Origin of the sequence: Gilliamella sp. ESL0405, assembly GCF_019469205.1 — a bacterium.
Lineage (GTDB): Bacteria > Pseudomonadota > Gammaproteobacteria > Enterobacterales > Orbaceae > Gilliamella.
Map to the genome: position 1 here is coordinate 587,280 of NZ_CP048265.1, position 15,167 is coordinate 602,446.

The following is a 15,167-nucleotide window of genomic DNA, read 5'->3' on the forward strand; positions in this document are numbered from 1 at the left end:
AAGCTTAGATAAACAATTAAAATTATCAAAAATAATCATGTTACCTCTAGTTTGAATAACCATTATTGAACAATAAGTCATCAAGATTAGATAGGTAAGCAATAGTTATTTGGAATCGATTACATTTATGGTGAGTAAAGGTTTATCTACCAAATATGTTGCATTAATTCAACATCGAAATGACAAAATAGTTTGGTCAATAGAAGGCGGGCGGGTCAGTTTAATCGGAGCGATTAGCTGGTGGATAATTGGTGGTGTTGTTGTTAGTAAGACAAAGTTTAGTGTTTATCCTTTAAACATGATAGCTGTTTTTTGCTAAAACGTAGGGTAAATCTGAAACTTCTTGACAAGTTGGCAGGCGGTATTGGAATAATTTTTCAGGTTTTACGATAAGATAACTTGCTTTGTCATATATTACAGACGCACAAATCATCTTATCGTTACTGTTAATGATTATTGGTGATGTTTATTCGTTTTTCAAACTCTGCCCAAGGGTAATAACCGTCAGCATTTAAATTGGCATTTTTTAATTTCAATTCAAAGTGCGCTGGTGGATTATTGATATCGAGTGCTTGACCGGTATGCAGTTGTTCAAATGTTTGATAGACATATTCCGCTTTGAAATAGTATTGCCCGGTTTGACGATGACAGAAACGTTGAAAAATCACTTTACCGCCAATTGGGGTGGTTTCAAATTGATTCGGCAGACTATAACTTTCAAAATCTAATGCGCCTAATAAAGAAGCGATAGTACTATCATGCCCAACTAGCAAGCTAACTTGATATTGATCATTGGCAACTAACGAATTTATCATTTTAATCAATTTGTTGGCCGCACGGTCAGCTATCGTTTTGGTATGACAGATGAGATTAATGTATTGATTACGAATTTGGGTAATTTGCTGCCATTGTTCAAGACTATCTATTCTCCCCCATGCGATTTGATCTTTGGGGAATGCGGAGTAGTATTGCAGTAAAAATGAGTCAACAGCACAAATACCCACCGCTAAAGCCCCGAGTAGTGCGGGCTCTTGATGTTTTTCAAAATAGAGTGATTGGGGAATATCGGCTAGGGCACATTGATGAGTTGCATATAATTGCGAGTTTTTATAATCCAATATGTCCGATAAAATCTGATAAGCAGGCGCTAAATTTTTAAAAATGTCGTGGGTTTTGTCTTCCAGTTCAATATCGTTTAACACTGCTTGCTTAAATTCGGGCGAATTATCTTCTAAAGCTGGATCAAAGATAGGATCCATTTTTTCAATCGGGTATTTGTGATTGATTGTAATGTCATGACCAGCATAGGCACCCATAATTAAAAATTGGGCTGTTGCGACTGTTCTTTGCAAACTGTTGGCATAAACAAATAATTGCGGATTTTCTGGCGAAAATGAGATATTTTGTTGCTCAAGCCATTGTGATAGATAGTGACCAAAGTAGGTTTCGAGTGCGCCTCCGCGTGTGGTTAAATATCCATAGGGGTGATCCCATTTGGGCCATGTGAAAGATGTTGCTTGATCAAGAAACTCAAGCGTATTTTGCAAAGGTGTACGAATACCATGACGGCTTAAAATTACAACTTTGTCCAATTGGTAGTGATTGTTCCTCATTTTCTTATCCAGCCTTGTCTATGTAAATAATCTAAAATAAAATCTCGTTGTCCTTTAACGATTGTCTCAGCAATTTTGTCACTCCAGCCACCGCCTTTTTGGTTAGTATCACGATGCCCATAATAATCGTGCATCTGTTTATCATACTGTTTTAATAATGCACGGTCGATCGGTTGATAGCTATTTTCAAAAAAGATTAATTGTTTCGGTAATCTCGGTTTAATTTGTGGATCTTGCGCCGGATATCCCAGACATAGCCCAAACAGGGGCAGGACGTATTTAGGCAGTTCAAGTAATGCCGTGACTTTATCAATATTATTGCGTAAGCCACCGATATAAACCGTACCTAAACCTAAAGACTCAGCTGCTATAACGGCATTTTGTGCCATAAGTGCCGTGTCTATACAACCAACTAACAGTTGTTCGGCTTTTTCAAGGGGTATGCTGGGATCTATCTGAAAATGCCGGTTAAAGTCGGCACAAAAGACCCAAAATTCCGGCGCTTGAGTAACATAACTTTGATCACCAGCGTAGTGGGCGAGTTGTTTACGTTTATCGACATCGGTAATGCGGATAATTGTTCCGCACTGGAGAAAATTAGAACTGGAAGCCGATTGTGCAGCGCTAACAATTGCTGTGATTTGTGCTTGGGTTAAGGCTGTCGCTTGATAAGCACGGATTGAGCGATGATGACAAATTGTCTTTATTGTTTCGTTTTGCATAATGGCTCCTTAAGGTTACTATTTTCGGATAAATTGCAGATCCCATACGCCATGACCTAAATTTTGACCGCGTTTTTCAAATTTGGTAATCGGTCTATCTTCAGGTCTTGGTACATAGTCATTCGTCGATGATAGATTGGTAAATGCGTCGGCATTACTCAGCACTTCTAGCATATGTTCAGCATAATGCTGCCAATCGGTGGCTAAATGTAAAATGCCGCCAGATTTTAATTTTTGACTAATTAGATTAACAAATGCGGGCTGAATGATACGGCGTTTATTGTGCCTTGCTTTATGCCATGGATCGGGGAAAAATATTTGTACTTTATCCAATGAATTGTCCGGAATCATATTTTCTAACACTTCCACTGCATCATGACACATCACTTTTAAGTTAGATAATTGATTGTCTTCAATTGCCATTAAACACGCACCCACTCCCGGTTTGTGCACTTCAATCCCGATAAAATTTTTATTTGGTGCCGCTTTAGCCATTTCAACTAATGAAGCGCCCATTCCAAATCCGATTTCTAAAACTGTAGGTTGCGAGTGATTAAACTCAATGTTGGTGCCACTTTGGTAGTCAATGCCAAAAATTGGCCATAAATGGGTCAAAGCTTGCTCTTGCCCTTTGGTTAAACGACCTTGTCGTAGTACAAAGCTACGAATCGTTCTTTTAGGTTTGATTTGTTGATTATCAGTGGTGTTTATTTGTTCATTCATTAGGTTATCTACTTGTGTTTTAAAATTGATTGAAGTCAACGATTAATGATTATCAGCAATTATTTTACTCGATTTTATCTTTACTTCACAAAATATATTATCGTTTGATTTTTCAATTTATTACGATTGTTGATAAAAAAAATTTTGATAAAATTTGATAAATTTTTATAATCTGGTTGAGCAAAATCTGTAAATGATTATATAATTATCACTCCGATTCAACCGATTACGATTTTTAAGTAATCATAATAACATGCTTGAGGTTTTCTCGTGCCTGATATGAAGCTTTTTGCTGGTAATGCCACACCCGAACTAGCAAAACGTATAGCTAATCGTCTTTACACATCTTTGGGTGATATTGTTGTAGGTCGTTTTAGCGATGGTGAAGTAAATGTCCAAATTAATGAAAATGTCCGTGGTGAAGACGTTTTTATTATCCAATCAACTTGTGCCCCTACTAATGATAATTTAATGGAATTACTGGTTATGATCGATGCAATGCGTCGGGCATCTGCTGGTCGTATTACTGCGGTTATTCCTTATTTTGGTTATGCAAGACAAGATCGTCGAGTGCGTTCTGCGCGGGTACCAATTACCGCTAAAGTTGTTGCTGACTTTTTATCTACAGTCGGTGTTGACCGTGTATTAACCGTTGATCTTCATGCTGAACAAATTCAAGGCTTTTTTGATGTTCCGGTGGATAACGTTTTCGGTAGCCCGGTTATCTTAGAAGATATGTTACAACGTGATTTTGAACGTCCGATTGTGGTATCTCCTGATATTGGTGGTGTGGTTCGAGCACGAGCAATTGCCAAACTGTTAAATGATACCGATATGGCTATCATCGATAAACGTCGCCAACGAGCTAATGAAGCGGAAGTGATGAACATTATTGGTGATGTTGCAGATAGAGATTGTATCTTAGTTGATGACATGATCGATACTGCCGGAACACTTTGCAAAGCCGCTGATGCCTTGAAAGCCAGAGGTGCTAAACGAGTTTTTGCTTATGCAACTCATCCAATTTTTTCCGGCAAAGCCGTTAGCAATATTAAAAGCTCGGCGATTGATGAAATAGTTGTTTGTGACACAATCCCATTAACTGCCGAAGTGAAGGCGTTAAAAAATGTCCGTCAATTAACATTATCAGGTATGCTTGCTGAAGCTATTCGTCGTATTAGTAACGAAGAATCAATTTCAGCAATGTTTCATCAATAACCTATTTTTAAATATTGATTCAAATGCCCCTTTATGGGGCATTTTTACAGATAAATTCTCATATACAGTTAATAGCAATCATGACAACGATAAAACTTATTGTAGGATTGGCCAATCCGGGAAATGAATACGCAGCAACTCGCCATAACGCTGGTGCATGGTATGTCGATCAATTAGCGGATCGATACAATCAACCATTAAAAAGCGAGCCAAAATTTTTTGGTTATACTTCACGTATTAACATTCAAGGGCATGATGTGCGCTTACTGGTGCCAACTACTTTTATGAATTTAAGTGGGAAAGCTGTGCAAGCGATGGCTAACTTTTATCAGATTAAGCCAGAAGAAATTTTAGTTGCTCATGATGAACTTGACCTTAACCCCGGTGTGGCTAAATTAAAATTTGGTGGTAGTCATGGTGGGCATAATGGTTTAAAAGATATTGCAAATAAACTTGGCAATAACTTATATTTTTATCGGCTCAGAATTGGGATCGGTCATCCCGGCGATAAAAATAAGGTGGTTGGTTTTGTATTAAATCAGCCGTCAAAACCGGAGCAAGAATTGATTGATAAAGCGATTGATGAAGCAGTTCGTTGCACTGATATCCTCTTATCTGACGGGGTTGAAAGTGCTATGAATCGGTTACATTCATTCAAAGCATAACTGAGCAATTTCGCTTAAGTCAATTCGACTGACAACAAACTTTTAATCCACCCTTATCACCTCGGTGGATTAAAAATTTGCTAATAATATTAAAACTAAGAAAATAGGTGTGTGACATTTCCGCCTTTTTCGGCAATTTTTTTCATCACTTCTTTAATAAGCCACATATTCATCGCAGCAGTATCATCAGTACTACCGGTATAGTTAAGCTCTTTAGCTAATTTTTTTCGTGCATCTAAACTATTATCAATGCCTAATAGTTTTAGTAGATCAACAATTGACGTTTTCCAATTAAGTTTTTCAGGAAACTTTTTCGCTAAATTATCCAAAATAGACATCACATCTACATTAGATATTGGTGCATTATTAGCGGAATTAGATTGATCTTGATTCTGATTTTGGTTTGCATTGGTTTGATTTTGATCTGAATGTGGTGAAAATATATCTTTCACTGAATTGGTTACTTTTCCGACTTGATCTTTAACCGCATCTGTTGCATTACCTACTGTGGCTTGTGCGCTTGGAAAGATTTTAGAAAAAATGTTATTTAAGATACCCACGTTACACCCCCTTAAGTTTAAACTGATTTATTAAAAAACGGCTAAACGATACAGATGTACAAAAAATATCCATTCTAGTATAACGTTTAATCACTAAGAATGTCAAAACCGGAATAAAGTTCACCTCTTTTTATTTGTTTTTAAAATCAGGCTACCAATTAAGTATGGGTTTTATTAACTCTATACGTCATCTTTTCAAATATCAATTTTTATATCAAATTGAATATATTATATTTATTTGATTGATAATTAAATTGCTATTTTAAATCGACTGATTTGTTATACCAATATAGTATAAACTGTGATCACTTTCACAATTATGATCTAATTTGGAATACTGTAACCAAAATTAATTGTAATATTTGGTTTACCAATTTGAGGGGTTAATCAAATTTATGTTTTAGAGAATTAATTTACAATTAGAGGTTACTATGAATGCCATATTTAAATCAAAGGGTTATATCCGTTGGCTAATGATCATTTTATTTGCAACGGGTGTTATCCTTAACTATGTTGACCGCAATGCTTTGGGTATTATGGCGCAAGAAATTATCAATGATTTGCAAATCACACCTAAAGAGTACTCCTATATTACCGGCGCCTTTCAATTGGCTTACACTATCTTTCAACCGATTGTGGGTTGGTTTGTTGATGTCATTGGTTTGCGTGTCGGCTTTGCTATCATGGTCATCATATGGTCATTAATGTGCATGTTACACGCGGGCGCAGGCGCTTGGATTCACTTAGCCATTTTACGTTTTGTTATGGGTGGCGCCGAATCAGTTGTTGCGCCGGCTAATGCTAAAGTGATTAGTTCATGGTTTCCTAAAAAAGAGCGTGCGATTGCCAATGGCTGGAGTATGGTAGGCTTTTCACTAGGTGCGATGATTGCACCGCCGTTAATTTATTTTATTCATCAATTTGGTGGCTGGCAGTTGGCGTTTTTAATTCCGGGCTCGATAGGTATTATATGGGCTGGGATTTGGCTCTACTTTTTTAGTGAGCCAGCAAAAAGCCGCTTTGTTACTGATGCTGAAAGAAAATACATTCTGTCTGATCAAGATATCGGTCAAGCACAACAAGATAAGAATGTTTGGCATGCTATTAAACAGGTTGTCACGCAAAAGAAATTTTATGGCATTGCCATACCTGCGTTTTTAGCTGAGCCGGCTTGGGCAGCGGTTAACTTTTGGGTGCCATTTTACTTATTATCAGAGCGTGGAATGCAATTAAAAGAAATGGCGATGTTTGTTTGGATCCCATTTTTAGCTGCCGATTTTGGCGGGTTATCTTCCGGTTATTTTTCTCGTATGCTCGATAAATATTTCGGTTTGTCTCGAATTAATGCTGCCTGCATCACCTATCTTGGCGCTGCTTTTTTCATGCTTTCAATGGTTTTTGCCTCTTTAGCCGAAAGTCCTTATTTAGCCATAGCATTAATTGCAATAGGCGCATGGGGACACCAAATGTTATCAGCGATGTTGACCATTCAAGTTATTGAGAATTTTGACGGAAAAGAAGTGTCTACCGTGAATGGTTTACGGGGTAGTTCGGCTTGGATTGCCAGTTTCTTATTTACCATTATCGTTGGGCAATTTTTTGAAAAAATTGGATTTAAGCCATTCTTTATTACGATGGGCTTTTTAGATATCATCGGGGCGATAATCATGTGCGCTTTACTATTTCAGCGTAAACCTAAAGGGAATTAAGGTTATCGTTTGTTAACTGGTAAAGTTAGAAAAACTGTTTTTAATAGCGTGCATGTCACGCTATTTTTAGATAAGTTTAAAATAAAAAGTGCATCTAATCGGCAAAGAAAATGCCCATATTCGTGGGCATTTTCAATTGGATTGGGATGATTTAGCTAAAAAAAGCACGCTTTATGGCGTATTCTACGCCACGAATTTCAGCTAATCCTCTTAAGCGTCCAATGCCGGAATAACCCGGATTGGTTTTTTTCTTAAGGTCATCTAACATTTGGTGACCATGATCGGGGCGAACAGGAATCGGGCGTTTAATGCCTGCTTGTTTGCGTCGCTCCTCTTCAGTAACAAGTGCTTTGATAACCGCATACATATCCACATCACCGGCTAAATGGTCACCTTCGTGGAACGATAACGGGTTATCTTCACGTACGGTTGCACGTAAATGGATAAAGTGGATACGGTCAGCAAACTTTTCTGCCATGGTGGCTAAATCGTTATCACTGCGCACGCCATAAGAGCCGGTACAGAAACAAAAACCGTTGTGAATGCTATCGACGGTATCTTTTATCCATTGCATATCTTCAATGGTTGAAACAATACGGGGTAGACCTAAAATGGGGCGAGGGGGATCATCGGGGTGAACAGTTAATACTACGCCCACTTCTTGCGCTACCGGCACAATCGCTTTTAAAAAATAAGCATAATTTTCACGCAGTTTTTGTTTATCAATACCATCATAAGTAGCAAGGTGGGCACGGAACTGATCAAGTGAATACCCTTCTTCGGCGCCCGGTAAGCCTGCAATAATATTGGCGACTAATTTATCTTTATCCGCTTGGGTCATTTGCTCAAAATAGTTTTTGGCGGCAATGACGTCTTGCGCCGAGTAATCCTGCTCGGCGTTAGGGCGCTTTAATAGATGAATATCAAACGCCGCAAAAGCGATTTGGTCAAAACGCAGCGCTTTTGATCCGTCTGGCAATTGGTAAGCAAGGTCAGTACGTGTCCAGTCTAAAACCGGCATAAAATTGTAACAAACTGTATCAATGCCGCATGCGGCTAAGTTGCGAATTGATTGTTGATAATTTGCGATGTGCTTAGCAACGTCACCTGAGTGGGTTTTAATCTCTTCATGTACAGGAATACTTTCAACTACAGACCAAATTAAGCCTTTTTCTTCAATGAGTTTTTTCCGTTTTTCGATCTCCTCAACTGTCCATACCTCACCATTTGGAATATGGTGCAAAGCTGTCACAATTCCTGTTGCTCCAGCTTGTCTGATATCGTCTAGTGATACGGGGTCATTTGGGCCAAACCAACGCATTGTTTGTTCCATATAAAATCTCCTCAATGATTTTTATTTTTTCAAATTTTCCTCAGTGAAAGAAACCGAAAACAATGCGCATTTTATATTATCTATTGGTTAACAATTGTCACCGGTATAGAGTCAAATAAATAACCATCAAAATTAGGATCTTCACTATCAGAAACGGTCATTAATGTTTGTTTAACATTTTCCAAATGTTGCCACATCGCATGGCGAGCAGCCATGGCATCTTTTACCTGTAAGGCTTGCAGAATTTTTTCATGATCATAAAGCCATTTTTTGCGATAACTATGATCAGTGATTCGGCTATGTAACTGGTCCCACATTTTACTGGCGTAACGTTTTTGCCATAGATCATTCAATAAGCCTTCAAGTATTGAGTTTTTGGTCGCTTTAGCTATGGCAATATGGAACATTTCATCAGCACTGTAATCATCTAAAATGCCTTGTTCTAATATTTTTCTTTCTTGTTCCAGTATCGCTCGAAGTTCGACAATATCTGACTTGACTATTTGTGAAGCCGCAAAAGCAGCAATATTGCTTTCAATTAATTGTCTGGCTTGTAACAATTCAAACGGGCCATAATCTTCTTCTTCCAGTTTTTTATCTTTTTCTGATAATTCATCATCCGGTAAACCAATTACATACACGCCAGAACCTTTTTTAACGGTCACTAAATTTTCCAGTTCAAGCATAATGAGCGCTTCGCGGACAACTGTTCGACTAACATTGAATGTTTCAGCAATATCTCGTTCAGGCGGTAATCGGTCACCAATTTTATAAGTGCCGCTTTTTAATAATGATTTAAGCTCATTACCAATTTCCCGATATAGCCGATTAACCGTTAGCATTAATTATTATCCTCATTCTAATCTCTTGTTTAATGAAAATAATTATACGCTACTTATATTGTTTTTAGCCAATAATAATACATTACCGTTTATCGATTAATTGGAATACCAATATGACGTTGTATTATAGATGTTTTGCGACTTCTCCCTATAAAATAAACCAAAAAATGTGATTTTAATCACAAAAAATAAAAAATAGAGATGAAAAATTTATTAACAAGTGAAAATATGTCTAACCAATAAAGTCATTAACCTGTTAAGTGCGGTAAGCAAAATGTTAAATCTAAGCAATCTTCCTCAATCAATCGAACATAAACCTTTATACAACCGGCAAGATATGGTCGCCCGTATTGTTCATTTAGGCTTTGGTGCCTTTCATCGAGCGCATCAGGCGCTATTGACTGATCGGTTATTGAATAAAGGTGCTAGCGATTGGGGAATTTGTGAAGTTAACATTGTGGGGGGCGAAGCGCTTATCAATGATATTCGTCAGCAAGACCATTTATATACCGTACTTGAAAAAGGCGCCACTTCAAAACAGGCTTTTATTATTGGCAGCGTAAAAGAATCACTGCTAGCACCTATTGACGGGATCGAGGCAATTTTACAAAAAATGGCAGATCCTACCGTTGAGATTGTCTCTTTAACCGTAACCGAAAAAGGCTACTGTATGCTACCCGGCGGGGTGGGGCTTGATTTAAATAATCCTTTAATTAAAGCCGATTTAGCTAATCCCTCACAACCTTGTTCGGCACCGGGTGTGATTGTTGAAGCGTTGTATCGAAGGATGCAACGTGGGGTTTCATCCTTCACCGCCATGTCTTGTGACAACATGCCGGAAAATGGTTTAGTGCTTAAAAAAGCCATATTGGGTTTAGCCAATGCGCGCGATCCTAGTTTAGCTAAATGGATTGAAAATAACACCACTTTTCCATGCACTATGGTTGATCGTATCGTGCCTGCTGCTACGCTTGATACATTAAATGAGATTCAAGATAGCCTAGGCGGCATGTTTGACCCTTGCGGTATTGCCTGTGAGCCATTTATACAATGGGTTATAGAAGACAATTTTGTGACGAATCGACCCAATTGGGATGAAGTTGGCGCCGAATTTGTTGATGATGTTGTGCCGTATGAAGAGATGAAACTTAGAATGTTAAACGGTAGCCACTCTTTTCTGGCTTATTTGGGGTATTTAGCCGGTTATGAGCATATCAATGATTGTATGAATGATGCCAACTACAAAAATGCCACGTTAAATCTCATGATGCAACAACAAGCGCCAACGCTTCATGTTCCAGACCATGTCGATTTAACCCAATATGCCAATAAACTGATTGAGAGATTCAGCAATCCAGCCCTTAAACATCGAACTTGGCAAATTGCGATGGATGGCACACAAAAATTACCGCAACGTATGCTTGATTCCATTCGTTGGCATATTAAGCATAACTCTGATTTTTCATTACTTGCATTAGGTGTGGCGGGTTGGATGCGTTATGTGGGCGCAATAGATGATAATCATCATAAAATTGAAGTTTGTGATCCCATGTTAGAACAAATAGCGGCATTAGTTGGCGCAAGTAAAGACGGGGTTGAACGGGTCGAGGCGTTACTTAGCTTAAAAGCGGTATTTAATACCGATCTACCAAATAACCCTTTATTTAAACAAAAAGTGATTGAACATTATCTGACTTTAATGCAAAAAGGCGCTAAACAGACGATTAAAGAGCTTGCAATCGCGTTTTAGTTCTAACAGCTTGTCACTAAACGTGTTTTGACAATGCATGATTGGCAAAAAGTGACCACTATTTTTTGCCACTGTAAAATATAAATAGAATAAAAATAATCTAGATAATAGAGATGATATATAGGAAAGATATTTGATTTCGGTAGGCCGTGACTAAATATTTTGCCAAAGTAGATACTGATTTTGAGGTTATCGATGAAAACATTAAAAAAATGGAAGTTTAAACAGCAACAACATAACTGCATTGAGCTATTAATTGATGATAAATACCATTTTTGCTTATACGTGTTGGAACAAAAACTGTTTCGAGTGTTAATCAAACGTCATGATAGTTTATCATTAGACCGAACGTGGAGTATCGCACCAAATAAAGATGTACCGCTAGAAGGGCGTGATAGATTAAGTACTGAGGGATTTTCTTTACCTCATTACCAATTAACTCAAAATGATAACCAACTGATTGTCAGTACCGAACAATTACGCGTTACCGTAAATCAACCACTTTCGCTTACGTGGGAGTACAAAGATCAAGAAGGGCAATGGCAACTGTTGGTCGAGGATCGAAGTACCAGCGCTTACTTAATTAATCCACATGGTGATGGTATTGCGCATTATCAGCGCAGATATCAAGATGAACACTACTACGGATTGGGTGATAAAGCCGGTGATCTGAATCGTGCCGGCCGGCGATTTGAGATGCGAAATCTTGATGCTATGGGTTACAATGCCAAACATACCGATCCGCTATATAAACATATTCCTTTTACTATCACGCATCGTAATAATGTCAGCTTTGGACTGTTTTACGATAATTTAAGCAGTTGTTGGATCGATCTGGGTACTGAGCATGATAACTATCATCTTCCTTATCGTCGTTATCAGGCTGAAGCGGGCGATATTGATTATTACTTCTTTGTCGGTCCTAAAATTATTGATGTGACCAAATCATTTGTCCAATTGACCGGCAAAACCTTTTTTGGCCCTAAATGGAGTTTAGGTTACAGTGGCTCTACCATGTTTTATACCGATGCCCCCGATGCCCAACAACAGATGCAACATTTTATTGATTTATGTAAAGAACATGGTATTGCCTGTGATTCATTTCAATTATCTTCCGGTTATACCTCTATCAATGGCAAGCGGTATGTATTTAATTGGAACTACGATAAGTTCCCCGATCCTAAAGCTTTTACCCAATCTTATCATGAAGCTGGGCTAAAAATAGCGGCGAATATTAAGCCGTGCCTGTTACAAGATCACCCCAAATATCAGCAAGTGGCTGAACAAGGTCTATTTATTAAAGATTCGGAAAGTGATGATCCGGAACGTTCTATGTTTTGGGATGATGAAGGGTCGCATTTAGATATGACCAATCCAAAAACCTATAATTGGTGGAAGCAAAATGTCACAACACAGCTTCTTGAAATGGGCATTGATGCTACATGGAATGATAATAATGAATTTGAAATATGGGATAATCAGGCACGTTGTCATGGTTTTGGAAAAGAAATTGCCATTAAGCATATTCGCCCGGTGATGCCATTACTAATGTGCCGTGCGTCGCTCGAAGCGCAACAAAGTTTTAATCCAAATATTCGTCCTTATTTAATTTCTCGTTCTGGCTGCGCCGGTATTCAACGTTATGTTCAAACCTGGTCTGGCGATAATCGAACTAGCTGGCAAACCCTTAAATACAATATTCGAATGGGATTAGGGATGAGTTTGTCCGGTCTTTATAATGTGGGGCATGATGTTGGGGGCTTTTCGGGCGATAAACCGGAGCCAGAGCTTTTTGTCCGTTGGGTACAAAATGGGATTATGCATCCTCGTTTTACCATTCATTCGTGGAATGATGATCATACCGTCAATGAACCATGGATGTATCCCCATGTCACGCCAATTATTCGTCAAATGATATGTCTTCGTTATCAATTATTGCCGTATTTTTACAACTTGCTCTGGCAAGCGCATTGCAATGATGAACCGATGTTAAGACCGACCTTTTTAGACCATGAGCATGATAAGAATACCTTTGCTGAAACTGATGATTTTATGATTGGTCAATATTTGCTTGTGGCTAATGTGGTAGAACCGAATCAACGTGAGCGAGAGGTTTATCTGCCTGATAATCAAACGGGTTGGTACTGTTTTTATTCTCATCAATGGTTTGCCGGTAAACAATCCATTACATTATCTGCACCATTGGAGTCTTTTCCGTTATTAGTTAAAGCCGGATCAATTATTCCGACATCTAACCGTATGGCTTATGTTGATCATAAGCTGGATGATTATCGGGAATTTAACGTTTTTCCTGCTAAAGGTGTAAATGCAACAAGCGGTAGCTTTTTCGAAGATGATGGTGAAAGTTATGCTTATCAAGACGGCAAAGGGCTGTGGATTGAATGGCAATTAAATTCAACTAATGAAAGGATTGATCTGCATTTGCAAGCTAAAGGTGAATATCAACCAGCCTGGCAAGAACTCGTTATCAGCTTGCCAAAAGGTGAAACAAGAGCGCTTTATATCAACAATCAACCTGCGCATAAAGTTCAGCTAAAAGCTATAAAATAGTTAACTTCCTATATATTTTACAGCGCAGTATTTTTTGTGCTGTAAAATATTTTTTTGTCGTCTTTTTCTGTTTATCAAGCTTCATTATCGAACGATATTAAAACCAATATAATGCTATTCACTTCCAGCAGTTTTATATCATATTATGGCTAATTTGTTGCAATAACGCATTGTTTTTAGACTATTTATCAGAGAAAATAGGGCGCTTAGCGATTTATCAGTTGATAAGGATAGTTATCGTTAATAACCAATAGCTTATTGGCAAATATTAATCTTTATCTGTCTTTTTTCTGTGATTGATTAAGCCCTATTGGGGCGGTCAATGTTAAAATCACAATAAATTCATAATAAATTGTAAATAGCACTTTTAAACAGGACAATTAAAAATAAATAGGGTAAATTATTCTCAATTAAGTCGTACATTTTTTTGCAATAATAAGTTTATTAATTTTTTTAGAAGTAAGGGTAAACATCAATCATGCGATGCAATGAACCGCAAATGTTAACGTCTATTTTATCTGAAGGTACTTTACTCTCTCAGATCAAAGAACGCACATTTGCATTAGGTAAATTGGCTCAAGTTATCGATGAATTACTTCCTTCATTATTTAAGCAACATTATCGAATAGCTAATTACCGTCAAGGTGTGCTGGTACTTGAGGTGAGTTCAGCAAGTTGGTTAACTCGACTTAAATATGAACAAAGTAATTTATTATCCGGCATCCGTAGTAAGATTTTACCGTCTTTATCATCAATTCAATATAAGATTAATCCGGATATTTGTTCTGAAACATCACCTGTAATTGAGTGCTCGAAAAAAAATCATAGCAAAACAAGTACATTGACAGTAGCAAGTGCAACCTATTTGTATGCTATCGCTGAGAAGGCACCAGATAAGCTAAAAAAACAATTGATTAAACTTGCTAACCATGCAAAATAATTTAAAAAAATAGACTTTATAACTAAATAACGCGAAGATACAAGGAGTGCAATATGGACAAAGATATGATGACATACTTAGCCATTGGTTTGGTGATTGGCTTTGTTATCGGTATAATTTTCATGAACGTTATTAGTCCGAAAGGGCGTAAATATGCCAAAGCAAAACGAGAATTAGAACAAACTCAAGAAGAGCTTGCCACTCAAAAACAGATGATCGTCAAACACTTTTCCCACAGTGCTGAAATTTTAGATAACATGGCAAAAGAGTTCCGTCGCCTTTATCAACACATGGCGGAGAATTCCGGTAAATTTATCTCAAGTGAAGATATGCCTAAAATAGAACTCGATACCCAAAATGATTCAAATATTCATAACGAGTTAACCTTAGAAAAACAACCAAAAGACTATTCGGATAACCCTTCGGGTCTATTCAAAGCTGACGATATCAAATCCTAGGTAATAAAATCCTTTTTGCCAGAGCGATCTGGCAATATATATAACAATAAGTACTATTTTTTT

General features: G+C 37.7%; 14 protein-coding genes. 8 read left to right on the forward strand and 6 right to left on the reverse strand.

Translation table 11 applies throughout. The features are described 5' to 3' along the window. Nucleotides 1–109 precede the first annotated feature (109 nt). Complete coding sequence (locus GYM74_RS02670; RefSeq protein ID WP_220218954.1) at nt 110–319, forward strand: hypothetical protein; 210 nt, start codon at nt 110–112, stop codon at nt 317–319. 127 nt (nt 320–446) lie between these two features. Here GYM74_RS02670 and GYM74_RS02675 read toward each other — a convergent pair whose 3' ends face one another. From GYM74_RS02675 to trmB, 3 genes are read right to left on the reverse strand one after another with little or no spacing between them, the layout of a single operon-like run. Continuing rightward, nucleotides 447–1,613 carry a histidine-type phosphatase gene (locus GYM74_RS02675; protein WP_220218955.1) on the reverse strand — a complete coding sequence of 389 codons (1,167 nt, stop codon included), beginning with the start codon at nt 1,611–1,613 and terminating at the stop codon, nt 447–449. Beyond that, a complete protein-coding gene (nfsA, locus tag GYM74_RS02680; protein WP_220218956.1) occupies nt 1,610–2,335 on the reverse strand; it encodes an oxygen-insensitive NADPH nitroreductase in 726 nt (241 codons plus the stop codon). Before nfsA ends, GYM74_RS02675 begins: the two co-directional genes overlap by 4 nt. Before the next feature lie 18 nt (nt 2,336–2,353). Further along, entirely contained in the window at nt 2,354–3,058 is a 705-nt protein-coding gene (trmB, locus tag GYM74_RS02685) for a tRNA (guanosine(46)-N7)-methyltransferase TrmB (RefSeq protein ID WP_220218957.1), read from the reverse strand. A gap of 270 nt (nt 3,059–3,328) precedes the next feature. Between trmB and GYM74_RS02690 the strand changes: the two genes are divergently transcribed. Then, nucleotides 3,329–4,276, forward strand: a complete 948-nt coding sequence (locus GYM74_RS02690) for a ribose-phosphate pyrophosphokinase (protein ID WP_220218958.1) — start codon at nt 3,329–3,331, stop codon at nt 4,274–4,276. A gap of 80 nt (nt 4,277–4,356) precedes the next feature. Then, entirely contained in the window at nt 4,357–4,941 is a 585-nt protein-coding gene (gene pth / locus GYM74_RS02695; protein ID WP_370634035.1) for an aminoacyl-tRNA hydrolase, read from the forward strand. Nucleotides 4,942–5,036: 95 nt separating this feature from the next. Here pth and GYM74_RS02700 read toward each other — a convergent pair whose 3' ends face one another. Then, nucleotides 5,037–5,501 carry a DUF3597 domain-containing protein gene (locus GYM74_RS02700; RefSeq protein ID WP_220218959.1) on the reverse strand — a complete coding sequence of 155 codons (465 nt, stop codon included), beginning with the start codon at nt 5,499–5,501 and terminating at the stop codon, nt 5,037–5,039. 431 nt (nt 5,502–5,932) lie between these two features. On the opposite strand from GYM74_RS02700, the gene GYM74_RS02705 reads away from it, so the two are divergent. After that, the gene (locus tag GYM74_RS02705; RefSeq protein WP_220218960.1) at nt 5,933–7,210 is read left to right on the forward strand and encodes an MFS transporter; all 1,278 of its coding nucleotides are present in this window, start codon (nt 5,933–5,935) and stop codon (nt 7,208–7,210) included. Nucleotides 7,211–7,361: 151 nt separating this feature from the next. Here the strand turns inward: GYM74_RS02705 and uxuA are convergent, their stop codons facing one another. Both uxuA and GYM74_RS02715 read right to left on the reverse strand, forming a co-directional pair. After that, the gene (gene uxuA, locus GYM74_RS02710) at nt 7,362–8,543 is read right to left on the reverse strand and encodes a mannonate dehydratase (RefSeq protein WP_220218961.1); all 1,182 of its coding nucleotides are present in this window, start codon (nt 8,541–8,543) and stop codon (nt 7,362–7,364) included. A gap of 80 nt (nt 8,544–8,623) precedes the next feature. After that, nucleotides 8,624–9,385: a GntR family transcriptional regulator gene (locus tag GYM74_RS02715; RefSeq protein WP_220218962.1), complete on the reverse strand. Its 762-nt coding sequence runs from the start codon at nt 9,383–9,385 to the stop codon at nt 8,624–8,626. A gap of 274 nt (nt 9,386–9,659) precedes the next feature. Here GYM74_RS02715 and GYM74_RS02720 point away from each other — a divergent pair, with 274 nt between their 5' ends. The 4 genes from GYM74_RS02720 to GYM74_RS02735 all read left to right on the forward strand — a co-directional run bounded on the left by GYM74_RS02720 (nt 9,660) and on the right by GYM74_RS02735 (nt 15,104). Then, entirely contained in the window at nt 9,660–11,135 is a 1,476-nt protein-coding gene (locus GYM74_RS02720) for a mannitol dehydrogenase family protein (RefSeq protein ID WP_220218963.1), read from the forward strand. A 195-nt stretch (nt 11,136–11,330) separates the two neighbouring features. Further along, nucleotides 11,331–13,706, forward strand: a complete 2,376-nt coding sequence (locus GYM74_RS02725; RefSeq protein WP_220218964.1) for a TIM-barrel domain-containing protein — start codon at nt 11,331–11,333, stop codon at nt 13,704–13,706. Nucleotides 13,707–14,205: 499 nt separating this feature from the next. Then, nucleotides 14,206–14,646: a DUF721 domain-containing protein gene (locus tag GYM74_RS02730; RefSeq protein WP_220218965.1), complete on the forward strand. Its 441-nt coding sequence runs from the start codon at nt 14,206–14,208 to the stop codon at nt 14,644–14,646. A gap of 53 nt (nt 14,647–14,699) precedes the next feature. Continuing rightward, nucleotides 14,700–15,104 (forward strand): YhcB family protein, encoded by a 405-nt coding sequence (locus GYM74_RS02735; RefSeq protein ID WP_220218966.1) that lies wholly within the window; start codon nt 14,700–14,702, stop codon nt 15,102–15,104. The last annotated feature ends 63 nt before the right edge of the window (nt 15,105–15,167 follow it).

Coding starts and splice junctions, on each gene's coding strand:
- trmB (WP_220218957.1), bottom strand. CDS start 3,058: ATGAATGAACAAATAAACACCACTGATAATCAACAAATCAAACCTAAA.
- nfsA (WP_220218956.1), bottom strand. CDS start 2,335: ATGCAAAACGAAACAATAAAGACAATTTGTCATCATCGCTCAATCCGT.
- uxuA (WP_220218961.1), bottom strand. CDS start 8,543: ATGGAACAAACAATGCGTTGGTTTGGCCCAAATGACCCCGTATCACTA.
- GYM74_RS02730 (WP_220218965.1), top strand. CDS start 14,206: ATGTTAACGTCTATTTTATCTGAAGGTACTTTACTCTCTCAGATCAAA.
- GYM74_RS02725 (WP_220218964.1), top strand. CDS start 11,331: ATGAAAACATTAAAAAAATGGAAGTTTAAACAGCAACAACATAACTGC.
- GYM74_RS02735 (WP_220218966.1), top strand. CDS start 14,700: ATGGACAAAGATATGATGACATACTTAGCCATTGGTTTGGTGATTGGC.
- GYM74_RS02715 (WP_220218962.1), bottom strand. CDS start 9,385: ATGCTAACGGTTAATCGGCTATATCGGGAAATTGGTAATGAGCTTAAA.
- GYM74_RS02720 (WP_220218963.1), top strand. CDS start 9,660: ATGTTAAATCTAAGCAATCTTCCTCAATCAATCGAACATAAACCTTTA.
- GYM74_RS02705 (WP_220218960.1), top strand. CDS start 5,933: ATGAATGCCATATTTAAATCAAAGGGTTATATCCGTTGGCTAATGATC.
- GYM74_RS02675 (WP_220218955.1), bottom strand. CDS start 1,613: ATGAGGAACAATCACTACCAATTGGACAAAGTTGTAATTTTAAGCCGT.
- pth (WP_370634035.1), top strand. CDS start 4,357: ATGACAACGATAAAACTTATTGTAGGATTGGCCAATCCGGGAAATGAA.